We start from the raw sequence: 25829 nt of genomic DNA, 5'->3' as shown, positions 1-25829 counted from the left end.
ACAGTCAGGGCTGGAAACGCGGCCTACGGCGGGTGCTGAACTTTATGCGCACCTTAATGAAAAACCCGCTGACGGCGATCGGCGTCGCGATTATTGGTTTGCTATTGGTGGTGGCTTTCTTTGCCCCTTGGTTAGCCACGCACAACCCATTGACGCAAGATCTGGGCAACGCTTTGCAGGCACCGAGCAGCCAACACTGGTTTGGTACCGATGAGTTTGGCCGTGATCAATATAGCCGGTTAATTTATGGCGCACGCACCACCTTATACATCGTGGCACTGGTATCGGTGACCGTGGGGCCCATCGGACTATTACTGGGCGTGGTCGCGGGCTATTTCGGCGGCAAAGTCGATAGCGTGCTGATGCGTATCACCGATATTTTTATCTCCTTCCCCAGCTTGGTTCTGGCACTGGCGTTCGTGGCAGCTTTAGGCCCCGGTTTGGAGCACGTGGTTATTGCGATCACCTTGACGGCGTGGCCGCCCATTGCCCGTTTGGCAAGGGCTGAAACCCTTTCATTACGCAACGCCGATTTTGTCTCAGCGGTGAAATTACAAGGTGCCTCGCCACTGCGTATTTTGTCCCGTCACATCGTGCCGCTGTGCCTGCCCTCGGTGATCATCCGCATCACCATGAATATGGCCGGTATCATTTTGACGGCGGCGGGTTTGGGGTTCCTCGGCTTAGGTTCGCAGCCACCGGACCCAGAATGGGGGGCGATGATCTCCAGTGGCCGACGTTACATGATGGAGTGCTGGTGGCTGGTGACTATCCCCGGTTTGGCGATTTTGCTCAACAGTCTGGCGTTTAACTTCCTAGGAGATGGCCTACGTGACATCCTCGATCCCAGAACAGAATAAAGCAGTGCCCTTGCTGGAAGTGGACGACCTGCGGGTCAGCTTCGTCAATGGTAAACAGGTGACGGATGCGGTGCGCGGTGTCTCCTTTGCACTGGGCAAAGAGAAGCTCGCCATCGTCGGAGAATCCGGCTCAGGTAAATCCACCGTCGGCAGAGCGTTACTCAAGCTACATCCAAACAGCGCGCAAATACAGGCCAACACGCTACGTTTTGCTGAAGTGGATTTATTGCGCGCCAGCGAAGCCAAAATGCGTGAGGTACGTGGCAAACGGATGTCGATGATTATGCAAGATCCGAAATACTCATTGAATCCGGTGGTGTGTGTCGGTGATCAGGTAGCGGAAGCCTATTTGGCCCACCATAAAGTCTCACGCCAAGAGGCGCGGGAGCGAGTGTTATCCATGTTTGAGGTGGTGCGTATCCGCCAGCCGCAACGGGTCTATCATCTCTATCCCCATGAAGTCTCCGGTGGGCAAGGGCAGCGCATCATGATCGCCATGATGTTGATCACGGGCCCAGAAATGGTGATTGCCGATGAGCCAACGTCCGCGCTTGATGTCTCGGTACGCTTACAAGTGTTGGCGATGCTGGATGATTTGGTGCAGGAGCGCGGTCTGGGGCTGATTTTTATCAGCCATGATATCAACCTCGTGCGCAGCTTCTGCGATCGCGTGCTGGTGATGTATGCCGGACGAGTGGTGGAGTCCATTGCGGCTTGTGACCTCGATAATGCGCAGCACCCCTATACCCGTGGCTTGCTCAACGCATTGCCTGATCTGAATAATCGCCGAGATCGCTTGCCTGTGATGGTGCGTGATCCCGCTTGGATGAATGGTTAAGGAGCCTGCTATGTCTGCAAATGCGATGATTGAAATTAACAATCTCAACCTGATCTTTGGCGAGGGTAGCCAGCAAAATCAGGTGCTATTTGATGTCAATCTGGCGGTCAACGATGGTGAAATTTTCGGTTTGGTGGGGGAGTCGGGTTCCGGCAAAACCACCGTATTGAAATGCCTTGCGGGGTTGTTTAACCACTGGACGGGGCAGCTCACGCTCAATCAAATTCCATTGGCGCACCGCATTGAGCGTGATCGTTGCCGACACGTTCAAATGGTCTTCCAAGACCCCTATGGCTCGCTGCATCCTCGCCATACCGTCGAGTATATTCTTTCGGAACCCTTGAGCATTCACGGTATCGGGGATCGCGATCAACGGATTGACAGTATTTTGGAAAAGGTGGGCCTCAACAATCAGTTTCGTCAGCGTTACCCGCATCAGCTCTCCGGTGGTCAGCGCCAGCGCGTGGCGATAGCTCGGGCGCTCATTTTAGAGCCACGTGTTTTACTGCTGGATGAACCTACTTCGGCGCTGGATGTGTCGGTACAGGCTGAAATTCTGAATCTGTTGGCAGAGCTACAACAGCGGGAGAAACTCACCTATCTGATGGTGACCCATGACTTAGGCGTGATTGCGCATCTTTGCCATCGTGTGGCGGTGATGCAACATGGCCGAATTCTGGAAACGCTGAATACCGCAGACCTCACCACTGACTGCGAGAAAACCGCCTATACCCACATGTTGGTGGATGCTAGCCGCCAATATAGCCGCGACTTAGCCCAAAAAGCGGCGCAAATGGCGTGATGCTCAGGCGCTTCTAATAGGAAGCGCTTGAGATAGCTGACAAGGTGCTCATTGCGGAGAGGACAAGCAGATCGTAAAGACGCCGTGAATCCATCCATGGAGGCTCGAGCCGCGCCATCCTTGGCGCGGACGCTTTACTCTTCTGCCTGTCCTCACCGTTCCCGATCGAGTCATCGGTGTTTGTTGGCCGTCTGGGCAATTGGACAGGAAGCGCTTCTTGCTCAATTCTCTTGCGCCATCTTCTTGAGCCACTGGATAAACGCATTAATTTTCGGCCATTGCCGGTCAGACAGGGTGGAGATGTAATAACGCTGCTCACATCTGATTTCCATTCCGGGGAACGGCATAATCAACTCTTGATTCTCCAGCCGTTTGGTCACCAACCTCTTACGCCCCATAGCAACGCCAACATGATTAATGGCTGCAATGATCGCCAAATCGGAGCGATCAAACCCCATACTGCGCTGCAAAGGATCGATATCAAAACCCACTTGCTGGCTCCATGTATTCCACTCACTGCTATCGGAATCATAACTCCAAGCTTGGCGGTCATGCAGCAAGGTGCATTGTCGTAGATTGATCAGGTTGCCATGAAGCTGATGTTTTTCTGCATATTCTGGGCTACAGACCGGCACCATCGATTCATCCATTAGATGCTGATAGGACAATTTCTCTGGCGTTTTATCGTCAAAATAGATCGCTAAATCAATGCCGCCGCCTTGGAAGTTGACGTTCTCATTGCCGGTGAGAATATTCAAACTGATGGCAGGGTAGTGCTGGGCGAAATCGGCCAATTTAGGTACCAGCCAGCACTGGGCAATGGAGGGGCGAGAATAGACGGTCAGGGTGCCCGACAGCTCCTGATTCTTGATCTCCAATATTTCCTGATTCAGGTATTCCAGTGAGGATTTCAATACCCAAAATACCCGCTCCCCTTCGCTGGTTAGCGTCACTTTACGATGAAATCGCTGGAACAGCTTGAAGCCTAATTCTTCTTCGAGGCTATTGATGCGGTGGCTAACGGCACTGGGACTGATTGATAGCTCGTCGGCAGCCAGTGCAAATGAGCTATGCCGCGCCGCAATTTCAAAGGTATAGAGCTTAGAAAGTTGATAGCCATTCAACAATTTATTGCGGGTGATATAGCTTTTTTCTGGGTACATAGCGCTCACTCGGGCAATCAATACGAGCCAATAGCATACTGCAGTCAGCCATAAAATCTGTCATTAGGGTGAGTCAGTGTGATGCAAATCAGACTTAATGACAAAACTATGACGAATATTACACGTTTGATTCAATCTGGATCATCTAACGGGCGTTTTATATCATTTGTCAGCATCGGCCAATTCTTATTCAATATGGACAGAACTTATTATTAGAAGAGGTTGGCTATGGACTCACAAATATGGGTAGTGGGGACGTTATTAACGAGCATCATTATTATTATTTTCACCATCGTAAAACTGAAAATACATCCTTTCCTCGCACTGTTATTAGCCAGTTTTTACGTCGGGCTATTGATGGGAATGAATCCGTTGGAGATGGTGAATGCCATTGAAGGCGGCATAGGCGGCACATTAGGTTTCTTAGCCGCAGTCATTGGACTGGGGACGATTTTAGGGAAAATGATGGAGGTCTCCGGCGCGGCAGAACGCATCGGTATCACCTTACAGCGTTGCCGCTGGCTATCACCTGATGTCACCATGGTGCTGGTCGGATTAATCTGCGGTATTACTCTTTTTGTCGAAGTGGGCGTGGTCTTATTGATTCCATTAGCCTTCTCCATCGCCAGAAAAACCAATACCTCGTTGCTGAAATTGGCTATCCCGCTGTGTACCGCTTTGATGGCGGTTCATTGCGTGGTGCCGCCTCATCCGGCTGCCATGTATGTCACTAATACACTTGGGGCGGATGTCGGCACCGTTATTGTGTATGGGTTGGTGGTGGGATTAGCCGCTTCATTAATCGGTGGGCCGTTGTTCCTGCGTATTGTCGGTAAACGCTTGCCCTTTAAAGTGGTGCCGCCCGCTTTTTCTGAACTGAAAGTGCGCCATGAGGATGAATTACCGTCCCTGAAAGCCACCTTATTCACGATATTGCTGCCGATTGTTTTGATGTTAATGAAGACCGCCGCAGAGCTGAATATGACTAAAGGCACGACGCTTTATTCATTCTTCGAGTTTATCGGCAATCCGATTACGGCCATGTTTATCGCGGTGTTTGTGGCTTATTACACCTTGGGTATTCGGCAGAATATGGGCATGGGAACACTGCTGGCGAAAACAGAAGAAGGCTTTTCTTCTATCGCCAATATTCTGTTAATCATCGGTGCCGGTGGGGCCTTTAACGGCATCTTAAAAGCCAGCGGCTTGGCGGATTCACTGGCCGTGATTTTGTCTAACTTGGATATGCACCCGATTTTACTCGCATGGCTGGTGGCACTGATACTCCATGCTGCGGTGGGTTCGGCGACGGTGGCGATGATGGGCGCAACCGCCATTGTTTCACCGATATTACCGATGTACCCCAACGTCAGCCCTGAAATTATTACACTGGCGATTGGCTCTGGCGCCATTGGTTTCACCATTGTCACTGACTCACTCTTTTGGCTGGTTAAGCAATACTGTGGTGCGACGTTGAGTGAAACATTCAAATATTATACGACCGCGACCTTTATCGCGTCGGTGATTGCCTTAGGGACGACTTTCCTACTTTCTTACATCATATGATTGAAAAGAGACATTCTATGAAAAGCACTGAAATTGATAAATTAATTACCGATTATCCTTTGGTCAAAAAGCTTATCAATTTAGAAGAGGTATCCTGGTTTAACCCGCAAGCTACCACGGTTGAAGTCGGCTTACCTTACGTCGGATTATTGCGACAGGATGTTGACGATGCCGAGGCTCGGTTACAACGCTTTGCTCCTTATTTATGCCAAGCCTTTGTCGAGACGCAAAAGACCCAAGGCATTATCGAGTCTGATATTGTCGCAATACCTGCCATGCAGCAAGCGCTGCAACAGCGCTACGGGGTGGCTATTACCGGCCGCTTGCTGTTAAAGCTAGACAGCCATTTGCCTATTTCCGGCTCGATTAAAGCCCGTGGCGGTATTTATGAAGTCTTAACGCATGCTGAAAAACTGGCGTTACAGGCCGGTTTATTGGTGGAAACCGATGACTACAGCAAACTGTTTTCCGATGATTTCCGCCAGTTCTTTAGCCAGTACAGCATTGCCGTCGGATCTACCGGTAATTTGGGCATGTCGATTGGCATCATGAGTGCCAAATTGGGGTTCAGTGTCAGCGTGCATATGTCAGCGGATGCCCGAGAATGGAAAAAACGTAAACTGCGTGAACACGGCGTGAATGTGGTGGAGTATGCGCAGGACTATGGCGTCGCCGTGGCACAAGGGCGCAAGCAGGCAGAATCTGACCCGAAATGCTTCTTTATCGACGATGAAAACTCGCACACCTTATTCTTGGGCTATTCAGTGGCCGGCAATCGCTTGAAAAAGCAGTTTGCCGAACAACAAATCTTGGTTGATGAAAATCATCCCTTATTTGTCTACCTTCCTTGTGGGGTTGGGGGCGGCCCCGGCGGTGTTGCTTTCGGGTTGAAGCTGGCCTTTGGCGACCATGTTCACTGTATTTTTGCCGAGCCGACGCACTCGCCGTGCATGTTATTGGGGGTCTATACCGGCCTGCATGATGAAATTTCTGTACAAGATATCGGGATTGATAATATGACCGCCGCCGATGGTTTGGCTGTTGGCCGCGCATCGGGTTTTGTTGGCCGTGCAATGGCACGTTTGCTGGAAGGTTTCTACACCTTAAGTGATGCCGAAATGTATGACTTACTCGGGTTACTTAACCGACACGAGGGTATCCAATTGGAGCCATCGGCATTAGCCGGTATGCCGGGCCCGGCAAGGGTCAGCGCCAATGCGGATTATTTGGGCCGTCATCACCTGAGCGCCGAGAAAATGCAAAACGCGACCCATCTGGTTTGGGCGACCGGCGGAGGAATGGTGCCTGCTGAAGAGATGGCGAAATATCTCGCTGCCGCCAAGATCTGATTTTTGCGGATATCAATCGCGTGGCTGCCGGTCAACCCTGACTGGCAGCATTATTTAAAATAAAAGTACACCGTTATTTAAAATCAACCTGTGCTCGCTTTTTCCTTCCCGGTTTTATCCCCAAGCTTAATGGCCTCATCAATTATTAGGCTGCACAGTAAGCGCGCAATTTTGCACTTTTACTGTGCGTGAAGCCGATAAGCAGGCATCACATTAATTGACTTTCCTGTCATCCCCTCGCCTTTCTCATTGTTGCCATCACACCATTCATCATAAATAGCGCAGCGATAACAGTGTGTTATCCGCGTTCATTTTATTTTGCTGTTCACTTTTTTGTGAATGGCACAGTTCATGCTTATGTCATTACATTCAAGTTACTTGAATGCACTTCACACCACTTTAAATAGGGCGGCAATCATGACACGACATAAACAGGCGATACCTCTGTGCTGGGCAATGCTTTGTGTTGCCAGCGTTTTCTCTGCCAGTGCGCATAGCGCGGATTTATTGGATCGCATTAAAGCGGATAAGGCGATAACGATCGCCACTGAAGCGCGTTATGCACCCTTTGAATCGGTAGAGAATGGCAAGATAGTGGGTTATGACGTTGATTTAATGAATCATATCTTGAGCAAGAATCTGCCGGGTGTGGAGGTCAAACAGCTCGACCTGCCTTTCCAAGGCATCTTGCCCGGTTTGGATGCCAAAAAATTCGATTTTGTGGTGACTGCGGTCACCGTGAATAAGCAGCGCATGGACCACTTTGCTTTTACGGTGCCGATCGCCGAATCAACGGTCGCGCTGCTTAAACGTGAGAACGATAGCACGATCAACACCCTCGAAGACCTGAGTGGCAAAGTGGTGGGATCGCAAGCGGGTTCCGGCCAACTCCAAGTGCTACAAGCGTTCGATGAAAAACTGAAAGCCAGCGGCAAGCCCGGTATCAAAGAGATCAAACAGTACGTCTCTTTCGATGAGGCTTATGCCGATTTAGCCAACAAACGCTTGGATGGCGTCGCTCAATCACTCGCCAACCTTGGCCCCTTAATCAAAACCCGTCCGGGCGTCTTTACCACGCTGAAACCGATGTTAGGGCCAACCACCTATTTTGGCTGGGTCGGGCGTCAAGGTGATGACAGCGCTACGTTAGTCAAACTGTTCAGCGACGGTATCAGTGAGGCCAACCGTGACGGCACCATGAAAGCGTTACAGCAGAAATGGTTTGGGTTCGTGATGGATGTCCCCGCTGATCAGATGCCAGCACCTAGCTTGTAAGAGGTAAGACGATGGGGGATTTCTTTCAATTGCTGACGGGCTGGCTGCCGATGTTGATAGACGGCGCGGTAACGACTGCCTCGCTGTGCGCCGTTGCCATTGTGGCTGGCTTTTTTATCGGTGTCGTGATTGACCGGATGGAAAGTGGCCGCTCACGCTTTAGCAGAGGATTCGCCCGTGTCTATATCAGCTTATTTCGTGGTACCCCCGTGCTGGCACAGGTGCTGTTGTGCTACTACCTGCCCGGCGAATTGGGGTTATCACTGCCGGGTTATGTTGCCGCGGTATTGGCGCTGACGCTCAATACCGCCGCCTATCAATCACAAATTTTACGCAGTGGCTTTGCGGCAATCCCCGCAGGGCAGCTAGAAGCGGCGGCCATGTGCGGATTAAGTGCGCGCCAGACGCTATGGCATATCCAGATCCCACAAGTGCTGCGCTTAACGTTGCCGTCATTGATTTCAGAATTAATTGACGTGATTAAAGCCTCTGCCGTGGTGTCGGTGATAGCCATAACCGATTTGATGCGAGTGGGACAGCAATTAGCCTCGGCGACTTATCGGCCATTAGAGGTGTATATCGCCATTGCACTGTCGTATTTGGTGCTGACCAGCTTGTTGGCACTGCTCGGTAGCTATGTTGAACGGCGCTGGCATAAGGAGAGCCGATGAACGATTTTTTCCTTTATTTGCCGGATTATGCCCGAGCTTTAGGCGTCACGCTGGGTATCAGCATGAGTGCCGCCGTCGTTGGGGCTATCGCAGGGTTTATTTTGCAGGCGCTATGTCGACATTACCTTTGGTTGTATTGGCCGTGGCGAACTTACGTGTGGATTATCCGAGGCACGCCTTATCTGGCGCAACTGGCAGTGTTCTACTTTGGTCTGCCGGCGATTGGCGTGACGTTAACCGCCATTGAAGCCACGGTGTTATCACTGACTATCTACAGCTCTGCCTATTTTGGCGAGATCTTCCGTACCGCTTGGAAAAGCATCGGGCAAGGGCAGTTAGAAGCGGCACAAGTACATGATATCTCGGCGTGGAAATGCTTTTGGCACATCCAAACGCCGCAAGCTTTGCGTTTTAGCCTGCCGCTACTGGGCAACCAATTTATTTTGACCATTAAAGAGAGTGCGGTGGCATCCATTATCACCGTGCCTGAACTGACCATGACCACCGGGCAGATAGTGGCGAATACCTATACCTACATCGTGCCTTATACCTTGTTGATCCTCAGTTATTGGCTGTTGGCGCAGGGTATCAGTGTGAGTGTGCGTTTACTCAGCCGTCAGGCCATAGAGGGATAACATGATGAATACCGGACCCATTATTGAATTGCGCAACGTCGGCAAATCTTTTGCCCATCATCGGGTACTGGCAGGGATTAATTTGACGGTGAATGCCGGAGAAATTGTCACCTTAATTGGCCCATCCGGCTCAGGAAAAACCACCGCGTTACGTTGCATGAATTTCCTCGAAGCCTATGACGAAGGGGAAGTCTTGATCAAAGGGCAACTACTGGGCTACAGCGGAGTGGGGCGTGAGGAAAAACATCGTGATAGCGCTGCCTTAATTGCTGAAGTACGCCGCCCACTGGCGATGGTGTTCCAGCAATTTAACCTGTGGCCGCACATGACCGTGCTGGAAAATGTTTGTGCGCCCTTGGTATTAGGGAAAAAGTGGTCACGAGATCAGGCGCGCCAAAAAGCGCAAGCGGTATTGGCGCAAGTCGGGATGTCAGACAAAGCGCAAGCGCGTCCATCCCGCCTCTCTGGCGGGCAGCAACAACGGGTCGGGATCGCCAGAGCATTAGCGCTTGAGCCGGAACTCCTGTTGCTCGACGAGCCGACTTCCGCACTTGATCCTGAACGCGTAGAAGAGGTGCTCGACGTCATAAAAGCCTTGGCTAACGAGGGAATGACCATGGTGATGGTGACCCATGAGATGTCATTTGCCGCCAAGATTTCATCCCGAGTGGTGTTTATGGCCGATGGCGGCATCGTGGAAAGTGGTGCCCCCGCCACGATGTTCCGTCAGCCGCAGACTGCACGCCTGCAAGCATTTTTAGCGCCGTGGTTTAAACGCCCGCTGCAATTGGATGAGTCGGAGGTCGGGCATGCTTAAGGGCGTAGGCGTACAGGTCGCCGACTATATCAGCCAGCAACGCTTAATGGCGCGACTGGCACAACTGGCTGAATTTGGTGCATTACCTCACGGGGGTGTCAATCGTCAGGCCTTGTCAGGCGAAGAGTTAGCTGCCAGAGCGTGGTTGATTGACTGGGCTTTCGCATTAGGTTGCGAAGTGATCACCGATGATTGCGCCAACCTGTTTATCCGCCGTGCTGGCCGTGAAGATTTACCGCCAGTCGTCACCGGCAGCCATATCGATACGCAACCCTGTGGCGGCAATCTTGATGGTTGTTACGGCGTGATTGCCGGTATGGAATGTTTAAGTGCCTTAGCTCAGGCCGAGATCACCACGCTGCGCCCGATTGAAGTGGCTATCTGGATGAACGAAGAGGGTAGTCGTTTTTCACCTGGGGCAATGGGATCGAGTGCCTTTGTTCAGCCGCAGCGCTTGGCTGATTATCAGCATCATCAGGATGCGCAGGGGATCTCGCTCCAGCAAGCGTTAGCGCGCTGTCACCAGCGTTTCCCGCATCTGCCTCGGCGCGGAACAGTGCCGATGGCCGCTTTTGTCGAGTTACATATTGAGCAAGGGCCAGTGCTCGAGAAAGCGAATCAACCCTTGGCCGTGGTGCAGGGCATTCAGGGCGTTCGCTGGTATCAAGTGAGCTGCTTGGGGCAATCCGCCCATGCTGGCACCACGCCAATGGGCGATCGTAAAGATGCAATGTCACTGGCTCGCCAGATGGCACAACAGTTAGAAGAACAGGCAGCAACGCTGCCCGCTGACCAATTAAGGTTGACCTTTGGCCGTTGGGAAGTGGAGCCGAATGCCATCAATACGATTGCCAGTCGTGCCACTTTTACACTGGATTTTCGCCACGAAGATCCTGCGGTTTTAGCGCAGTTTGATGACTGGATGCAGCAGATTGCCGCTGACAATGTGTTGGTCGAGTGCGTCTTTAGCCACCCGCCGGTGGCGTTCAATACTCAATTACTGGCGCAACAATATGCCTGTACGCAGGCGCTACAAATCGATACCGCCACCCTGACCTCGGGGGCATTTCATGATGCGATGCATCTGGCCAGCCATTGCCCCACCAGTATGTTTTTTGTTCCTAGCCATAACGGCATCAGCCATAACCCGGCTGAATACACCGACCCTCAGTATCTGTACCTCGGCGCGAAGGCATTAGCCTGTTGCCTGACAGAACTGGCAAATCAACCCATAGGAGTTCCTCATGAGCACTCACACTTATCCTGCTTGCTGTGACAAAGACAATGGTAGCGCGCTGGGCACGAATGCCACGTTATCTTCCCCTATTTCTGCCGACGGTACGCCGGTATTAGGTGAGGTGTATACCGTGCCTGCCCGCTGTGGTCGGGCGGTGAAGCTGAGTAAAGGGCAGGTTATCCGCATTACTAATACTCCTGGCAGTCAGGTGTGCGACACATGGCTGTTTAATAGCGCTGACCTCAGTGAGTTCTCATCAATGGAACACACGCGCGCATTTATTGATAAAATCATTCCTCAACCGGGAGATGCATTAGTCACCAATCAGCGTCGTGCGATAGGGACGCTGATAACGGATACCTCACCGGGCGTACACGATACGCTGATTGCCGCCTGTGACCTTTATCGCTATAGCAATATGGGGATCACTGAATACCACGACAGTTGCGCCGATAATATGCGGCTGGCGCTCAATGCGATCGGGTTACGGGCGCGTGAAGTTCCGCAACCGTTGAATTTGTGGATGAATACGCCGGTTAATCCGGATTACACCATCTCGTGGTTACCGACGGTGAGCAAAGCGGGGGATTACGTTGAAATCCGCGCCGAGCTGGATTGTATTGTCGTCATGTCGGCTTGCCCACAAGACATCGTGCCCATTAATGGCTGTAACCCGCAGGATGTGCATTTTAGTGTGACGGCATAAGCGGCTATTTTGGCTGTTAGTACCGATGTGATAAATATTGCCCGGCACGGAAACGCTGGGCGTTTGAGCCTCTTTCAGTAGCAGATACCAACTTATGAAAAAAAACGGTGATAACGGCGGTTTTGTTTTGTCTGATTTAGGGATGCGTTTACGTCATGCTCGTTTGGCGCAGGACATCACGCTCAAACAGTTGGCGCAGAAAGTCGGGTGCTCTGAGAGTTTGCTGTCCAAACTGGAGAACGAAGTCGCGTCACCCTCCCTTGCTATGTTGCACCGGTTGGCGAGCGCGCTGGAAACCAATATTTCAGATTTGATGGCCGAGAGTTGGGTGGCAGATTCACCGGTTCTGAAGCCAGAACAACGCGTTCGTAAGCGTTTTGTTCACCGCAGTAAGAAGGGCGGTATTGAGCTGGAGAATCTCACCCATCATCACAAAGGTGGACTGCTGCAAGGAAACATTCACATCATCGAACCTGGTGTCGCCAGTGATGGGCAAATCGAACATCATGGTGAGGAGATGGGCTATGTGCTTGAGGGGGAAATTGCGCTGTATTTAGGTGAGGAGACTTATCTGCTCAATGTGGGGGATTCTTTTTATTTCCCCAGCCATGTACCCCATGGTTACCGTAATATCGGCGAGTCCACCGCGAGGGTGTTATGGGTCAATACGCCAGTGACTTTTTAGCCCATAAAAAAACCGCCAGTCAATATCTACCGGCGGTTTTGTTTGGTGAAGTTAACTGTTTGATGAAGCTAACTGCGGGCTAAAGCGAATTAACCTTTATTGCCGCGAGCGGCAATAATCGCATCAGCAACATTGCGCGGTGCTTCGGCGTAATGTTTGAATTCCATGGTATAAGTTGCTCGGCCTTGGGACATCGAACGCAGTGTGGTGGAGTAACCGAACATTTCGGATAACGGCACTTCTGCGCGGATAATCTTCCCGCCACCAATCATCTCTTCCATTCCTTGCACCATGCCACGGCGAGACGAAAGATCCCCCATCACGTTACCGGCGTACTCTTCTGGTGTTTCCACCTCAACGCTCATGACAGGCTCCAAAATCACCGGTGATGCACGCTTAACCGCTTCTTTGAAACCAAAGATGGCGGCCATTTTAAACGCCAGTTCAGAGGAGTCGACCTCGTGATAGGAACCGAACGTCAGCGTCACTTTCACATCCACTACCGGATAACCGGCCAGTACACCGGTGTTGGTGGCTTCAAGCACCCCTTTTTCAACTGCGCCGATAAACTCACGGGGGACCACGCCGCCTTTTGTCGCATCGACAAAGGCAAAGCCGCTGCCTGCTTCCTGAGGTTCAAGAGTAAAGACCACATGGCCGTATTGCCCTTTACCACCGGATTGGCGAACAAATTTACCTTCCACATCTGTCACGGTTTTGCGCACGGTTTCACGGTAGGTCACTTGCGGCTTACCGATATTGGCTTCGACGCCAAACTCACGCTTCATGCGGTCGACAATGATCTCCAGATGCAACTCACCCATACCGGAAATAATGGTCTGGCCGGATTCTTCGTCCGTGCGAATTCTAAATGACGGATCTTCCGAAGCCAGCCGTTGCAGGGCGAGGCTCATTTTCTCCTGATCCGCTTTCGTTTTAGGCTCAATGGCTTGCGAAATCACCGGCTCAGGGAATTCCATGCGCACCAGCGTAATCACCGCATCTGGATCACACAGCGTTTCCCCGGTCGTGACATCTTTCAAACCGACGCAAGCGGCGATATCACCGGCGCGTATTTCGTCCACTTCGATGCGGTTATTGGCATGCATCTGGACAATACGACCAATGCGCTCTTTCTTGCCGCGAATCGGGTTATACACGCTGTCGCCTTTACGCAAAACACCCGAATAGACGCGCACGAAAGTCAGTTGGCCGACGTAGGGGTCGGTCATCAGTTTGAACGCCAGCGCCGAGAATTTTTCATTATCATCGGCCTGACGACTGACTTCGTTGCCGTCTTCGTCGGTGCCACTGACCGGCGGAATATCGACCGGTGATGGCATCAGCTCAACGACCGCATCCAGCATGCGTTGCACCCCTTTGTTTTTAAAGGCGCTACCGCACATCATCGGCTGGATTTCACCGGCAATGGTGCGAATACGCAGACCTTGAGTGATCTCCTCCACCGTCAGGTCGCCCGTTTCCAGATATTCGGTCATCAACGCTTCAGAGGCTTCAGCCGCCTCGGACACCATCTTCTCGCGCCACTCATTGGCGGTTGCCAGCAGGTTTTCTGGAATCGGCTCATAGCTGAACGTCATGCCCTGAGAGGCTTCATCCCAGATAATGGCGCGCATCAGTCGCAAATCCACCACGCCGGTGAAATTATCTTCACTGCCAATCGGGATCACGATCGGCACCGGATTCGCCTTCAAGCGGTCGATCATCATCTGCCGCACGCGGAAGAAATCAGCACCTGGGCGGTCCATCTTGTTGACGAATGCCAAGCGCGGCACACGGTATTTATTGGCCTGACGCCACACGGTTTCAGACTGTGGCTGTACGCCACCCACTGCGTCGTACACCATGACTGCACCGTCGAGCACCCGCATAGAACGTTCCACCTCAATGGTGAAATCCACATGCCCAGGGGTATCGATAATATTAATACGGTGCTCCGGCAAGGTACGATCCATACCTTTCCAGAAACAGGTCACGGCAGCCGATGTAATGGTAATGCCACGTTCCTGCTCCTGAGCCATCCAGTCAGTTGTCGCGCCGCCATCATGCACTTCACCCAGCTTATGACTGACGCCGGTGTAGAACAAAATACGCTCAGTAGTGGTAGTTTTACCGGCGTCGATGTGGGCTGAGATACCGATGTTGCGATAGCGCTCGATAGGAGTTTTACGTGCCATATGAAGTCCTTAGTAGATAATGGCAATTTCGGGGCGGGCGATTTGACGCGCCACCGGGAAGTTGTTTGGTTAAATGTCCTGTGACCTCGAATGGTCACCTGATCGCGATCAGTATAGGCCTATTGTACGAATATACACGTACAATTTAATTATTTGTTCTTAAACTATGCAATAATGGCGATGAATCGGGTTTGAGGGGGCTGTTCAGCAGGTACTGGCTTAACAGCATTGCACTAGAATGAGAGTAGACTCGGCATTTAGTCGTAGGGTCGAGATGAAGTATAGGCTATATTGCCGCCCGCGAAGGATCAGTTGAGATGGCTCGATCAGGTAGTTTGTCGGGCAATTGGCACGGGAACGGCTGTTTATTGATAGGAACGCTATGATTGCAAATCACCCTGAACGTGAGCAGATCAGGTTGGAAAATGTGCTGACGGCGCTAGGAAACCCGCTGCGATTAGCGGTGGTTCGTCGATTGGCGGCAGGGGGTGAACATGCCTGCGGCACTTTGGTGCACGGGTTATCTAAGTCAACCCTGACCCACCATTGGCGCGTATTACGTGAAAGTGGTGTTATCTGGCAGCGGCCCTGCGGGCGCGAAAGTCTATTATCGCTGCGGCGCGAGGATATTGATGCCCGCTTCCCCGGCTTGCTGGATGTGTTACTCAGTGCTGTCGAGAATGATGCCACCACTGATGAGTCAACGGCGAAGCATTTGCCGGAAGATAAAGAAGATAAAGAGATCGCGTGAAGGGCGCAGGGGAAGCGCGATAACCGTTGGCTTCCCCTGCGTTTTTGATGCGGAAAAATTAAATCTCGGGGGCGTAAGCCAACACGAAATCTTCGGCCTCTTTCGACCACAACCCCTCCGTTTTACGCAAAATAGTCTGTAACTCCTGCAATAATGGCAAAGTTTGCGGCTGGCTCATTAACTCACTCAATGACGTCAGCGGGATATTTTTGCCGGTATACACCAGTTTTTTACCGCCGATAATTTTAGGCAAATTCAGTGTGGTTGTAGCGGCATCATTGAGCCCCAAAATATGGGACACCACTTTGCCTGCATTCACTTTCTTCGCTTCAATCAAACTCACCGCTTCGCGCATATCGTCGGTATTACCGCCGGAGGTGCCGACATAATGGGTAAACGAATAGTGAATGTCGTAGAAGTTAACCGACGCCATAAAATGCTTATCCTGCGGACCGGCAAAGAAATTAAAACAGCCATCCGGTGCCAGCAGGCTCGATGCCAAGGTGACCAATTCCGCTGACGGCACGAAAACAAAAATATCGTCGTAACCTTTGCCGTCGGTCAGGGCCATTAAGCGCTCAAATTGGTCCTCGGTGTGCTGAGTATTGAGGTAATGCACTTGCGTTTGCGGCTCGCTCGGGTAGAGGCGAGCGGCATAATCGAGTTTTTGCTGGTGGCGATCAGTGATGACCAACAAGGCCGGATTCACTGGCCCATGCAGGGCATAATCGATGGCCAATAACCCCATCGGGCCTGTACCGCCTAGAATCAACACATGGCCATTGGGCTTGATGCCCATTTTATGCTGGTAAGTACCGGGAACCAGATGGTAATTGGCGTTAAATGCGCCGATAACGCAAGAAAGTGGCTCCACCAGTGACCCTTCGAAATAGCTCTCGCCTTCATAGGGCAGCAGGCAATCTTGCGCCATCACCTCATTCGGGATCACCACGTGGGTAGCTTCACCGCCGATATAAGGGAAAGAGTAGCCGGGGCAATCTGGGCGATCAGGTAACTGCAAATTGGCCTGAATCACATAACGGCTGCCAGGCTTAAATTTGTGCTGCCAGTGTTTGCCGACTTGCAAAATATCGCCGCAAAACTCATGACCGATAATAATCGGGTTTTCTGCCACATCATCGGGCACCTTTTTATGGTCCGCGCCCAAATTGGCCTCCTTCCATGACGAGAGGCAAATACTGTCGGTCACCACGGTCGCCAAAATCTCATCATCGCCGATTTCCGGTAAAGTAAAACTCTCTAGACGTAAGTCATTTTTTCCATATAAACGTAACGCTTTCGTTTTCATGCGGAACCACCTCAATAATCATGAATAATTAAAACAACAGTGCGAATAAAAAAACTCCCCGGCATTAATTAGGAAAGAATGCCAAGCCATGAGCCTACAATTCCGAGGCCAAACAGGGAGAAAATAAGCCAGATAGGGTTAACTTTGCGTTTGAGTAAACGCATCATTAATAGAGTGAGCGCCAATGCCAGCAAGCCGGGGCAGAGTTGATCCAGAATGTTCTGCACGGTCATGGTCACGGTGGTGCCGTCCTGTGCTGGCGTCTTCGAAATCACCAGCGGCACATTGATACTGGTCCATTTGGTGACCAACACCCCCATGATAAACAGGCCCAGAATAGACGCCCCTTCGGTCAGTTTTTGCAGCAGGTTACCGCCGAGGTCTTTCACGATATTGACCCCTTTGGCGAAACCGTATTGCAAGCCAAACCATTTCAGCGCCAGACGGACAGCGTTGAATGACAGGAAGAACAGAATCGGCCCCAATACATTGCCATTCAGCGCTAATGAAGCCCCTAATGCCGCAGTGATGGGGCGTAATGTCCCCCAAATCAGTGGGTCACCCACACCTGCCAAAGGCCCCATCAGCCCCACTTTCAGGCTATTAATCGCGCCTTCATCAATGTCGGCACCATTGGCACGCGCTTCTTCCATCGCGGCGGTCACACCAATCACTGGGCCGCAGACGGCAGGTGTGGTGTTGAAGAACACTAAGTGACGTTTTAACGCAGCAATCTGATCTGCTTTCAGCGGATACAAGCGCTTAATCGCGGGCACCATGTCATAGCAGAAGCCCAGACCATGAATACGCTCATAGTTAAACGAGGCTTGTTGCAAGTTACTGCGTAAAAACATTTTAAACAGGTCAGAGCGGGTAATTTGTTTGCTTGGTGTGCTCATGTCGGCGTCTCCTAGTCTTCTAATTCATCGAGTTTGGCGTGATTGCCTTGGGCTGCTGGGGCCGCCGGTTTCTGATAAAGAGGATTTAACTGGATATACAGCAGGGCGATAATCAGGCCGATACCCCCGAACGCGAGCAGGCTGAAACCGAGGTAGCTGCCGACAATAAAACCGAGGAAGAAGAAGGGCATCAGGTATTTCACGCCCATCATGTTGAGCACCATGGCGTAACCGACCACCACGATAAACCCGCCCGCGATTTGTAGCCCGTGAGTGACCACGGTTGGAATGGCATTGAGCATGTGGGTGACGGTGTCAGCACTGACAAAAATAGAGACGATCAGCACCGGTATGGCGACGCGCAACGCCTGAACCAGCAGCGCGGAGACATGCATTAAATCAATCATCGCAAAATTGGCGCTTTCTGCCGCGCGGTCTGCGGCATGTTGGAAAGCCACGGTGATGGTACGCGCAAAGACAGTGAGAACCTGACCGGCTACCGCCACTGGCAGGGCGATAGCAATCCCTGTGGCAATGTTTTGGTGAGCAACGATGACTAAGATGGTGGAAATGATACTGGCCAGCGCAGAATCGGGGGATTGTGCCGCGCCCACGTTCATCCAGCCCAAGGCGATGAGCTCCAGCGTCCCGCCAAGGATCACGCCAGTCGTCATATCACCGAGGATCAGGCCGGTAATGGTACAAGCGATTAATGGCCGATGCGTTTGGAATTCATCCAGCACACTGCCGATACCGGCGATGCAGGCGAAAATAAATATTAAGATAATCTGTAGTAAACTGATTTCCATGGTGGACCCCTTTCGGCAATATGCCCCTATTTCCCCTTGGCTGAAATGGCCGAGGAGATATATTAAATAGTGTCATTGCCCAGGTTAAGTAATCGGATTTAAATGTTTATTAAGACCTGAGTGATTAATATTTGCTGATACTTGTTTTTGATATTTAGTTTCGCTCTTTAGACTCCAGTTCTTTTAATTTTTTAATCACATCCACTTGTGGATCGGAAGTGACTACCCGCAAATCTAAATGAACACCGCGTTCACCTAAGGCATAAAAAGCATTAATATCATTTTGGTCAACAGAAACGGCTTTTGTTAATTGCCGTTTTCCCTGTTTAAACGCCATGCCGCCAATATTAATGACATTAATTTTCACCCCTTCATCCACTAACCGTAAAACATCGGTTGGATTGGTGAATAAATAGAAAACAGTGTCATTGCTATAATTGGGGTTGTGATAAACAGCGACGGCTTTTTCAATATTGACCACATTCACTTTGATACCCGGAGGCGCCGCTTGTTTTAATAGCGTCTTACGGATGTCATCGTTATAGACTTCATCGCTACAGATAATAATGCGCTCGGCCTTGGCTTCTTTCGCCCAGACGGTGGTGACCTGGCCATGAATCAGCCGGTCGTCAATTCTTGCCAGATTGATTTTCATATAAAGTCTGCCTCTTCTTCTGCAATATTCTGTTGATGGCGGAATGACTGCACGCATTGCGCGCCGATTTCCAGTAAATAATCTGTCAGTTCTTCTGCATCCATGCTGTGTTGGTTATCGGCAATTTCCAGTGCCAGCGGCAGTGATAAGCCACTGACGACCTGAATGCGGCTGTCACCAAAGGCCAGCCGAGCGGCGGCGTTATAGGGGCTGCCACCTTGCAAATCGACCGCAATCAGCCACGCATTTTCTTCATTCTTCGCCATGACATTCTGCATTTTCGTGACCAAATCCTCAGCATTCTCACCACGGTTAAACAGCAGCGGAGTAATATTCTGTGTCTCGCCATACACCATATTGACGGAATTTAGCATTGAAACGGCTAAATCACCGTGAGCACAAAAAATGACATTTACCATTTTATTTCCCCCGCATTAACGTGACCGTTAAAATTAAGCCAATCATTCATTCAATACTCTATTTATCCAAATTTTGATTATGGTTAGCCACACGCCAGTCGGCGTGATTAATACTATTTTCGTCATGCTTATGCCGTGAGCTTGAGTATCTCCTCGGCGGTTTCTTTCGTCGTCACCAAGCTATTAATGTATTTCCCTTTGATGGCGCCAATAATTCCGCTGATTTTGTCATGTGAGTGGGCAATACCAATGGAATAACGGGCTTTTTTAATTTTATCTAACTCGATGGTAATGGTTTTATCGGAAATATAAGTTTCAACAGGATTACCCTGTAAATCATAAAAGCGTGAACAGATATCCCCGGCAACCTGTCTTTCATTAAAGTGGTCAATGACATCACTGCCATAAAATGCACGCCAAGTGGAATTGCCGGAAATATTCGGGGAGCCAATACCGAATATGGCAATATCTAGTCGCTGCCAATAATCGGCGATCGCCTGATAATGCTGAGATTGCACAATACCGTCACGGATAACACTTTTCTCCAGAATCGCGGGGAAATCAATCAGCAGTGATTCGCCTTTTAATTTCATGGCGGCGCTGTAAACCAAGGTATTCACATGGTAGCGACTCTCTAATTTACCTGATGGGCCACCGACCATCGGGATACAGGTTAATTGGCGTGATACCGCTGACGTGTCCATTTGCTCAACTAAGGTGGCAATCGCACTGCCCCAAGAGAAGCCCAGAATATCGCCATTTTCAATAATACGGTTCAGCAGTGCGCAGCAATGTTTCGCCATTAATTGGAGTTGATGTTCTGGCGACTGATCTTCTTCTGAAGAAACCACAATCGCCTCGCGTAATTTAAAGCGCGACTTCAATTGCTGTTCCAGCAACAAATTCTCGTTATAGTTGTAATTAATTGAAATCGTGACGATGCCTTGTTCGCGGACTTTTTTTAGCATTCGGCTGATGCTGGTACGGTAAATCCCCAGTGCCCGCGCTATCTCAGCTTGCGTGAAATCTTGCTCGTAATACATTTGTGCAATTTTCACCATCAGGCGTAGATCATCGCTCTTTTCCATTTCAGCCTCTTGCACATTTGTGCAAATGTCATTAGGTTATCTATGACTTGATATAATCACTTTCCATTTTTTAAGTCAAAAGCATGAAATAACGCATCCCGCCTCTATCTCGCCTAATTAATCTAAAACAAACGCCCTAATACCGAATCGATATTGCACAGATGTGCCAAAATACTTAATGGATTGATTTATATTAAATAAATGAAAATGGGTAATTTGTGTTGGCGAGGATTATTCCGAACAAATTTTGGATTGTGATCACATTTTTATTTTGCGTGATGTGGTGGGTTCTGCACATATGTGCAGATGGGGTGGTTTTTTCGCCTCAACCCCAGCCAACATCACTGGGATTGAGCGCGTTTTGGGCCTTCACTCAGTAGCAATTTAAGTCAGTAGCAACTTAACTCAGTAGCAACTTATAGTGATGCGGCTGGCGCATGGCAACGAGGTCTTTGCGGCGCACCACATTGGTAGGATAGACGCTACCCGCCAGAGAACGGGTATCAATGGTTTGAGTGACCGCTTGCGATGCCTGCCATAGCACTTGTTCTTGCCGTGGGAAAGTGAAGGTTTCAGGCCCAAAGATACCGCTAAATCCACCTTGTTCATGAGTTTCATCAACCGCATTCGCAAAGGCAAAATACAGATTGTTTTCCCCCGCTCGGGTTCTGAATAAGTGCCAGTGCAGCGGATCGGCCCCTGTCGGGATAGGGTAATTTTGCTGGACGGTACTGCCGACATGGGCGGCGGTAAAACCGGCGGGCAGGGCGGCAGAACAGGCAATGATATCGCAGCCCATCAACGCCAAAATGCGGCCTGATTCCGGTAATAAGGCATCATGGCCTAAAAGCAATCCGACTCTGCCCAGTGCGGTATCGAAGACACTCCATTGTTCGCCAGCGCTGGCCCACTGTTGATGCGCCTGAGAAAGTTGCATTTGCCGGTAAGTGCCGACTATCCCTTCGGGGCCAAACAGCACTTGCGTGTTGTAGTCTCTATCCTGCTGCTGTTCGGCCATCCCCACCACCAGATAGACCCGCAATCTCATGGCGAGGCGAGTCAGCGCTTGCACGGCGGGGCTGTCGAGTGTTTGAGCCTGAGCCGCGCCCGCGAGATAACCCGTTAAGGCTAATTCAGGGAACACAATCAGTTCACTGCCTTGCTGCAACACCGCATCTTCGGCCATGGCGGTTATCGTCGCCAGATTGGCTTCAACTTGCTCAACGGAGGGGAACTGCGCCACCGTCAGGCGGCTTTGCTTACCCGCAGGCAACGGTTTTTGTCCGTAAAGACCAAAGAAATCTTGTGGATTCCACAGGAAACTGTCGCAGAGTAGCGCGTGATAATCGGCAGGGCGGCGCTGATCAAAAACCGGTTCCCCCAAGACTTGGCGCTGGCGGCTGCGGAGAATGTCGACTTCGGCGTAGGCAATGCCGTCCCCGCCATCGACCACGGCGGCAATCGAGCCATCGGGTTCAATGATGCAACTGCCTCCGCTAAATTGGACGCCACGCTCCAGTCCCCAGCGGTTACTTTCAATCAAATAACAGCCATTCTCCATGGCGCGGCTGATCCAATAGGGGGCGGGAGTGCGTTCTGCCAGCCAATTGCTGATATGGCAGATGATATCGGCCCCTTCCAATGCCAATAAACGGGCAGTTTCTGGGAAATGGATATCCATACACACCAGCATACCGATGCGCCCCAGTGGGGTTTCAAACACTTGATGCCCGACGTCACCCGCGGCCGCCCATTTAGGTTCAGAAATATAGGGGTGACTTTTGCGATGGCAACCGATCACGCCTTGCGGCCCAATCAACACGGCGCTGTTGTAATAGAGCGAAGTGGCAGGGTCTACTTCCGGCATACCCAAGACGATATAGCATTGATAACGTTGTGCTAATTCAGTAAAACGGGCTGTGCTTTCACCGGGAACGGTTTCGACCATCGGCGCAACTTCCTGTCGATCAAACCAACAGTAGCCGGTGGTTGCCATTTCCGGCGTGGTAATCAGACGTGCACCTTGTTGCGCCGCCTGCTCGACCAGTGCCAGTAATTGACGGACATTTGCCTCTTTGGCAAACATTAAGGGTTCAAACTGAATGGCGGCTGCAGTAAAAGGGGCTATCGACATGATTATCCTCATTAATGGGCAATATGAGACTCGAAAAAGTCATATTAGGCTCGGCGATTGACCGAGCGATCCGTGTTCAGTTCTTTCGGTTATGGGGTGCGGCGGGTGTTGTCCAAGAGAAAATGTCATTGGCCTGAATTAATGCGCATGAGATCTCCTCAACGGTGATGCGCTTGTCCATGGCTTGATGACGCAAGATCTCGTAGGCTTGCTCTTCGCCAATACTGTGCATCCGCATCAAGATGGCTTTGGCTTCACTGACTTGGCGGACCCCCTGCACCTTTTTTTCTAGCCGTTCTATTTGATCGCGCATTTGCCGTTGCTGTTGGGCATGGTGTAAGGCAAATACCATGGCCGAGAGCAGCCCTGAGGCGCGAAGGGGGGTGGTTATCGTGGCCCCCGCCCCCATGCTGAGCGCTTGGTCAATAAACGTTGGGTTCTCATACGCGATAACCGCAATCAGGGCGTGTTTGTGGGGGTTAAGCCATGACACATCCGGTTCGGGGTTATCAGACTGTAATGCATAGAAAATCAGGTCTGTATCCGCGGGGAGTTGCTCAGGGATGGGCCAGAAGGCTTGCACCTTAAACCCCATACGGCGTAAATGATTGGTGAGCGTTTCGCCGTCCTCGTCGTCGGGGTGCAAGACTACGCAACGAATCCCTCGGCTGAGTAATAACGCGGTGGCGCTGATTCTGCTGTCGCTAGGTCGCATGGGGATACCCCACTGTCGTGAGTTTCGTGACCCAATCCCCCTGAATCTGGTTCGTCATATACGGGTCGGGTTCGACAATCCGGCGTGACTCCTGCACCACGGTAAATTGCCCCTGTTCATTCGCCATCCCAATTCGTGGGTAGAGTCCGGTGTGCTGGTTCAGAGGATCAATTCGAATACGGCCTTGTGGCGCATCGAATTGGCTTCCTCGCAGGGCGGCAGACAGTGGATAGATATGGTCACTGCCACATTCGGCCATGGCTTTGGCAAACAAGTGCACTTGGCTGTAAGTGGCTTCCCAATTCATGTCCGTGGTGAGTTCCGGCCCGAATTGCTGATGGAACTGTTTCAGTGCCGCTTGATTCGCCTTGGTGCTGACACTTTGGAAATAGGGGGCGGAGCTGAAATGCCCTTGCGCTACTTCAGCCCCCATAATGGCAATCTCAGTTTCTGATGTATTCAGGCTGCCAATGGGCATACGGGCGGGATCTAAACCTGCCGCCTGATAAGCCTGATACAAAAAGGGAACGGTTTGCCCTACCACGGTACTGAAAATGAAGTCCGGCTGCTTTTTGGCGATCTCCTCGATGATGGGCAAAAACGCTTCATAGGGCGCATTCAGGTCAAGGTAGCGCTCGCCAATCACCGCGCCATCGTGGCGTTGCAGGATAAGTTCCTGCATGTTGCGATTACATTCATACGGGTAGATATAACGCGAGCCAATCAAATACACTCGCGCGCCAAATTGCCCCGTCAGGTAATCTGCCAACTGGACACAATTTTGGTTGGGCGCGGCCCCGCCATAGAAAATATTTTCTGAAAACTCAAAACCTTCATACAGTTGCGAATAGAACAGTAGCCGCCGATATTTCTCCACTACCGGCGACATGGCTTTACGGCTACTGGAGGTGTAACCGCCAAAGATCACATTCACGTCGTGCTCGACGATTAACTGCTCTGCCAATGCACGGAACTGCACATCATCAGATTGTGGATCAAAATGAATGGCATGCAGTGGCCTGCCGTTGATACCGCCATTTTGGTTTATTTCGGCAATAGCTTGCGTCGCGCCACGCCATTGTGATCGCTCTTGTGCCGCTGTCACCCCACTGAAGGAGTACAGTAAGCCAATATTGACTGGGGTATCGGATCCCATATGCACCTACTTATGCGTCTGAATTGGGTGAAAAAGCGTGATAATCAGTACTCAGTTCCTCCCCCGACCGAGATCGGGGGAGAATAACGACGTGTGCCGTTGTTATTGGGCTAACAGTGTTTTGTTTAACATGGCACCGACGGTGTATTTAGGGTCGACCATATTGCCTAAGCGCACCTTGCCGCATTGGCTCAGGAGCATATAAGCGTCCCATTGCTCGAAGCCAAAATCGGCCACCAACCAATAAATAAGGTCACGGTAGGCAATGCGGGTCGCATCCTCTAACGGCCGTGCGCTGCCGATACTCATGATGTTTTCGGCGTTTTCCATCCGTGGCCAAGCGAGCTGCCAGTTTTTGATTAAATCCACTTTGATGGTGGTGATTGAGGCAAATTCCACGGCGGTGCCGCAAATCTCCCCATCACCCTGACAAGCATGCGCATCGCCGATAAACAAACGGCCACCGGGCGCTCGCACCGGCAAATAAGTGATACTGCCCGGCCCGATATCCGGCACGTCCATATTCCCGCCGTGATTATCCGGTGTCAGTGAATTGATCGAGTCAATCTCTGGCGACACGCTCAATGTGCCAATATGAGGTTTGTAGGGCAGGGTGTGGCGCTTACTCCAGTAGACCTTTTCGCTGTCGAGCTTAATCATGCGCACTTTTTCAGGCAGCGGATCATTGAGCATGGCGGTCAAGTCAGTACCGGTCAGTCCACCAAAATGAGGGATCATGGCGCAGATGCCGTGGGGGTTAGCGCCGCGCGGCAGCATGGACTCGATATAAACCGCAATCACATCGCCTTTCTCGGCACCGTTAACCATGATGGGGCCGTTTTGCGGGTTGAGAAACGGCATTTTGAGCAGTTGGCTTGGAATGTCTTGCTCTGAGTTAATCGCCCCTTCAAAGGCATCCCGCGTATCGACAATCACCCGATCGCCCGGTTCAATGGTCAGCACCGGCGTCGAGTAAGGGCCGATGGTGTAGTGAAACTCTTTTTGCATCTCTTCCGTCAGATGGTGGGTCACCGGTTTACGCCCAGCACCCACACCGCGTTTGACCATGATTGATTCTTCGAGCCATTTCAT

25 protein-coding genes are annotated in these 25829 nt (G+C 51.1%); 13 read left to right on the top strand and 12 right to left on the bottom strand.

Features of this window, described 5'->3' with window-relative positions; genetic code table 11:
• Positions 1 to 44: 44 nt before the first annotated feature.
• Genes DA391_RS17935 through DA391_RS17925 form a run of 3 tightly spaced genes read left to right on the top strand, consistent with a single transcriptional unit; the run spans position 45 to position 2500 of the window.
• Positions 45 to 860, top strand: a complete 816-nt coding sequence (locus tag DA391_RS17935) for an ABC transporter permease (protein ID WP_391592288.1) — start codon at positions 45 to 47, stop codon at positions 858 to 860.
• A complete protein-coding gene (locus tag DA391_RS17930; RefSeq protein WP_108088039.1) occupies positions 823 to 1698 on the top strand; it encodes an ABC transporter ATP-binding protein in 876 nt (291 codons plus the stop codon). The genes DA391_RS17935 and DA391_RS17930 overlap by 38 nt, the downstream gene beginning before the upstream one ends.
• Before the next feature lie 25 nt (positions 1699 to 1723).
• On the top strand, positions 1724 to 2500 hold the full coding sequence (locus DA391_RS17925) for an ABC transporter ATP-binding protein (protein WP_050080443.1): 777 nt from the start codon (positions 1724 to 1726) through the stop codon (positions 2498 to 2500).
• Positions 2501 to 2721: 221 nt separating this feature from the next.
• Here DA391_RS17925 and dsdC read toward each other — a convergent pair whose 3' ends face one another.
• Complete coding sequence (gene dsdC, locus DA391_RS17915; RefSeq protein WP_049604720.1) at positions 2722 to 3663, bottom strand: DNA-binding transcriptional regulator DsdC; 942 nt, start codon at positions 3661 to 3663, stop codon at positions 2722 to 2724.
• Between the two features lie 228 nt (positions 3664 to 3891).
• Here dsdC and dsdX point away from each other — a divergent pair, with 228 nt between their 5' ends.
• The 9 genes from dsdX to DA391_RS17870 all read left to right on the top strand — a co-directional run bounded on the left by dsdX (position 3892) and on the right by DA391_RS17870 (position 12604).
• Positions 3892 to 5229 (top strand): D-serine transporter DsdX, encoded by a 1338-nt coding sequence (gene dsdX, locus DA391_RS17910; protein WP_108088038.1) that lies wholly within the window; start codon positions 3892 to 3894, stop codon positions 5227 to 5229.
• A gap of 17 nt (positions 5230 to 5246) precedes the next feature.
• Positions 5247 to 6578, top strand: a complete 1332-nt coding sequence (locus DA391_RS17905) for a D-serine ammonia-lyase (protein WP_108088037.1) — start codon at positions 5247 to 5249, stop codon at positions 6576 to 6578.
• Between the two features lie 417 nt (positions 6579 to 6995).
• Positions 6996 to 7853 (top strand): transporter substrate-binding domain-containing protein, encoded by an 858-nt coding sequence (locus DA391_RS17900; protein ID WP_098904218.1) that lies wholly within the window; start codon positions 6996 to 6998, stop codon positions 7851 to 7853.
• 11 nt (positions 7854 to 7864) lie between these two features.
• Positions 7865 to 8524 carry an amino acid ABC transporter permease gene (locus tag DA391_RS17895; protein ID WP_057650372.1) on the top strand — a complete coding sequence of 220 codons (660 nt, stop codon included), beginning with the start codon at positions 7865 to 7867 and terminating at the stop codon, positions 8522 to 8524.
• Positions 8521 to 9159, top strand: coding sequence for an amino acid ABC transporter permease (locus tag DA391_RS17890; protein ID WP_108088036.1), 639 nt, complete (start codon positions 8521 to 8523; stop codon positions 9157 to 9159). Before DA391_RS17895 ends, DA391_RS17890 begins: the two co-directional genes overlap by 4 nt.
• A gap of 1 nt (position 9160) precedes the next feature.
• Entirely contained in the window at positions 9161 to 9976 is an 816-nt protein-coding gene (locus tag DA391_RS17885) for an amino acid ABC transporter ATP-binding protein (protein ID WP_108088035.1), read from the top strand.
• A complete protein-coding gene (locus DA391_RS17880) occupies positions 9969 to 11252 on the top strand; it encodes a M20 family metallo-hydrolase (protein WP_108088034.1) in 1284 nt (427 codons plus the stop codon). Before DA391_RS17885 ends, DA391_RS17880 begins: the two co-directional genes overlap by 8 nt.
• Positions 11221 to 11919 carry a DUF1989 domain-containing protein gene (locus DA391_RS17875; RefSeq protein ID WP_049604713.1) on the top strand — a complete coding sequence of 233 codons (699 nt, stop codon included), beginning with the start codon at positions 11221 to 11223 and terminating at the stop codon, positions 11917 to 11919. The genes DA391_RS17880 and DA391_RS17875 overlap by 32 nt, the downstream gene beginning before the upstream one ends.
• Before the next feature lie 94 nt (positions 11920 to 12013).
• Positions 12014 to 12604: a cupin domain-containing protein gene (locus tag DA391_RS17870; protein WP_019210935.1), complete on the top strand. Its 591-nt coding sequence runs from the start codon at positions 12014 to 12016 to the stop codon at positions 12602 to 12604.
• Between the two features lie 89 nt (positions 12605 to 12693).
• Here the strand turns inward: DA391_RS17870 and fusA are convergent, their stop codons facing one another.
• Positions 12694 to 14802, bottom strand: a complete 2109-nt coding sequence (gene fusA / locus DA391_RS17865; protein ID WP_050878960.1) for an elongation factor G — start codon at positions 14800 to 14802, stop codon at positions 12694 to 12696.
• A gap of 382 nt (positions 14803 to 15184) precedes the next feature.
• Here fusA and DA391_RS17860 point away from each other — a divergent pair, with 382 nt between their 5' ends.
• A complete protein-coding gene (locus tag DA391_RS17860; RefSeq protein WP_019210932.1) occupies positions 15185 to 15553 on the top strand; it encodes an ArsR/SmtB family transcription factor in 369 nt (122 codons plus the stop codon).
• 58 nt (positions 15554 to 15611) lie between these two features.
• Here the strand turns inward: DA391_RS17860 and DA391_RS17855 are convergent, their stop codons facing one another.
• From DA391_RS17855 to DA391_RS17810, 10 genes are all read right to left on the bottom strand, one after another.
• On the bottom strand, positions 15612 to 16862 hold the full coding sequence (locus DA391_RS17855) for a zinc-binding dehydrogenase (RefSeq protein WP_050872581.1): 1251 nt from the start codon (positions 16860 to 16862) through the stop codon (positions 15612 to 15614).
• A 68-nt stretch (positions 16863 to 16930) separates the two neighbouring features.
• Positions 16931 to 17761, bottom strand: a complete 831-nt coding sequence (locus tag DA391_RS17850; RefSeq protein ID WP_050285908.1) for a PTS system mannose/fructose/sorbose family transporter subunit IID — start codon at positions 17759 to 17761, stop codon at positions 16931 to 16933.
• An 11-nt stretch (positions 17762 to 17772) separates the two neighbouring features.
• Entirely contained in the window at positions 17773 to 18570 is a 798-nt protein-coding gene (locus tag DA391_RS17845; RefSeq protein ID WP_019210929.1) for a PTS mannose/fructose/sorbose transporter subunit IIC, read from the bottom strand.
• Positions 18571 to 18724: 154 nt separating this feature from the next.
• Positions 18725 to 19225 carry a mannose/fructose/sorbose PTS transporter subunit IIB gene (locus DA391_RS17840; protein ID WP_042806612.1) on the bottom strand — a complete coding sequence of 167 codons (501 nt, stop codon included), beginning with the start codon at positions 19223 to 19225 and terminating at the stop codon, positions 18725 to 18727.
• The gene (locus tag DA391_RS17835; RefSeq protein WP_098904221.1) at positions 19222 to 19644 is read right to left on the bottom strand and encodes a PTS sugar transporter subunit IIA; all 423 of its coding nucleotides are present in this window, start codon (positions 19642 to 19644) and stop codon (positions 19222 to 19224) included. Before DA391_RS17835 ends, DA391_RS17840 begins: the two co-directional genes overlap by 4 nt.
• Positions 19645 to 19772: 128 nt before the next feature.
• A complete protein-coding gene (locus DA391_RS17830) occupies positions 19773 to 20732 on the bottom strand; it encodes a sugar-binding transcriptional regulator (protein ID WP_049604708.1) in 960 nt (319 codons plus the stop codon).
• 400 nt (positions 20733 to 21132) lie between these two features.
• The gene (locus DA391_RS17825) at positions 21133 to 22866 is read right to left on the bottom strand and encodes a nitrilase-related carbon-nitrogen hydrolase (RefSeq protein ID WP_050285909.1); all 1734 of its coding nucleotides are present in this window, start codon (positions 22864 to 22866) and stop codon (positions 21133 to 21135) included.
• 76 nt (positions 22867 to 22942) lie between these two features.
• Positions 22943 to 23581 (bottom strand): ANTAR domain-containing response regulator, encoded by a 639-nt coding sequence (locus DA391_RS17820; RefSeq protein WP_050080376.1) that lies wholly within the window; start codon positions 23579 to 23581, stop codon positions 22943 to 22945.
• Positions 23571 to 24737, bottom strand: a complete 1167-nt coding sequence (locus tag DA391_RS17815) for a transporter substrate-binding domain-containing protein (RefSeq protein ID WP_050080377.1) — start codon at positions 24735 to 24737, stop codon at positions 23571 to 23573. The genes DA391_RS17820 and DA391_RS17815 overlap by 11 nt, the downstream gene beginning before the upstream one ends.
• Positions 24738 to 24839: 102 nt before the next feature.
• Positions 24840 to 25829: an acetamidase/formamidase family protein gene (locus DA391_RS17810; RefSeq protein WP_049604704.1), complete on the bottom strand. Its 990-nt coding sequence runs from the start codon at positions 25827 to 25829 to the stop codon at positions 24840 to 24842.

The sequence above is a fragment of the Yersinia massiliensis genome, from assembly GCF_003048255.1.
GTDB lineage: Bacteria > Pseudomonadota > Gammaproteobacteria > Enterobacterales > Enterobacteriaceae > Yersinia > Yersinia massiliensis_A.
The sequence above is the reverse complement of the archived record's forward strand: the minus strand, read 5'-3'. Positions and strand labels throughout refer to the sequence as shown.

Bases quoted from the DNA above. Each gene is read 5' to 3' on its own strand.
- DA391_RS17935 (WP_391592288.1), top strand. From the start codon at position 45: ATGCGCACCTTAATGAAAAACCCGCTGACGGCGATCGGCGTCGCGATT.
- DA391_RS17930 (WP_108088039.1), top strand. From the start codon at position 823: ATGGCCTACGTGACATCCTCGATCCCAGAACAGAATAAAGCAGTGCCC.
- DA391_RS17925 (WP_050080443.1), top strand. From the start codon at position 1,724: ATGATTGAAATTAACAATCTCAACCTGATCTTTGGCGAGGGTAGCCAG.
- dsdC (WP_049604720.1), bottom strand. From the start codon at position 3,663: ATGTACCCAGAAAAAAGCTATATCACCCGCAATAAATTGTTGAATGGC.
- dsdX (WP_108088038.1), top strand. From the start codon at position 3,892: ATGGACTCACAAATATGGGTAGTGGGGACGTTATTAACGAGCATCATT.
- DA391_RS17905 (WP_108088037.1), top strand. From the start codon at position 5,247: ATGAAAAGCACTGAAATTGATAAATTAATTACCGATTATCCTTTGGTC.
- DA391_RS17900 (WP_098904218.1), top strand. From the start codon at position 6,996: ATGACACGACATAAACAGGCGATACCTCTGTGCTGGGCAATGCTTTGT.
- DA391_RS17895 (WP_057650372.1), top strand. From the start codon at position 7,865: ATGGGGGATTTCTTTCAATTGCTGACGGGCTGGCTGCCGATGTTGATA.
- DA391_RS17890 (WP_108088036.1), top strand. From the start codon at position 8,521: ATGAACGATTTTTTCCTTTATTTGCCGGATTATGCCCGAGCTTTAGGC.
- DA391_RS17885 (WP_108088035.1), top strand. From the start codon at position 9,161: ATGATGAATACCGGACCCATTATTGAATTGCGCAACGTCGGCAAATCT.
- DA391_RS17880 (WP_108088034.1), top strand. From the start codon at position 9,969: ATGCTTAAGGGCGTAGGCGTACAGGTCGCCGACTATATCAGCCAGCAA.
- DA391_RS17875 (WP_049604713.1), top strand. From the start codon at position 11,221: ATGAGCACTCACACTTATCCTGCTTGCTGTGACAAAGACAATGGTAGC.
- DA391_RS17870 (WP_019210935.1), top strand. From the start codon at position 12,014: ATGAAAAAAAACGGTGATAACGGCGGTTTTGTTTTGTCTGATTTAGGG.
- fusA (WP_050878960.1), bottom strand. From the start codon at position 14,802: ATGGCACGTAAAACTCCTATCGAGCGCTATCGCAACATCGGTATCTCA.
- DA391_RS17860 (WP_019210932.1), top strand. From the start codon at position 15,185: ATGATTGCAAATCACCCTGAACGTGAGCAGATCAGGTTGGAAAATGTG.
- DA391_RS17855 (WP_050872581.1), bottom strand. From the start codon at position 16,862: ATGAAAACGAAAGCGTTACGTTTATATGGAAAAAATGACTTACGTCTA.
- DA391_RS17850 (WP_050285908.1), bottom strand. From the start codon at position 17,761: ATGAGCACACCAAGCAAACAAATTACCCGCTCTGACCTGTTTAAAATG.
- DA391_RS17845 (WP_019210929.1), bottom strand. From the start codon at position 18,570: ATGGAAATCAGTTTACTACAGATTATCTTAATATTTATTTTCGCCTGC.
- DA391_RS17840 (WP_042806612.1), bottom strand. From the start codon at position 19,225: ATGAAAATCAATCTGGCAAGAATTGACGACCGGCTGATTCATGGCCAG.
- DA391_RS17835 (WP_098904221.1), bottom strand. From the start codon at position 19,644: ATGGTAAATGTCATTTTTTGTGCTCACGGTGATTTAGCCGTTTCAATG.
- DA391_RS17830 (WP_049604708.1), bottom strand. From the start codon at position 20,732: ATGGAAAAGAGCGATGATCTACGCCTGATGGTGAAAATTGCACAAATG.
- DA391_RS17825 (WP_050285909.1), bottom strand. From the start codon at position 22,866: ATGTCGATAGCCCCTTTTACTGCAGCCGCCATTCAGTTTGAACCCTTA.
- DA391_RS17820 (WP_050080376.1), bottom strand. From the start codon at position 23,581: ATGCGACCTAGCGACAGCAGAATCAGCGCCACCGCGTTATTACTCAGC.
- DA391_RS17815 (WP_050080377.1), bottom strand. From the start codon at position 24,737: ATGGGATCCGATACCCCAGTCAATATTGGCTTACTGTACTCCTTCAGT.
- DA391_RS17810 (WP_049604704.1), bottom strand. From the start codon at position 25,829: ATGAAATGGCTCGAAGAATCAATCATGGTCAAACGCGGTGTGGGTGCT.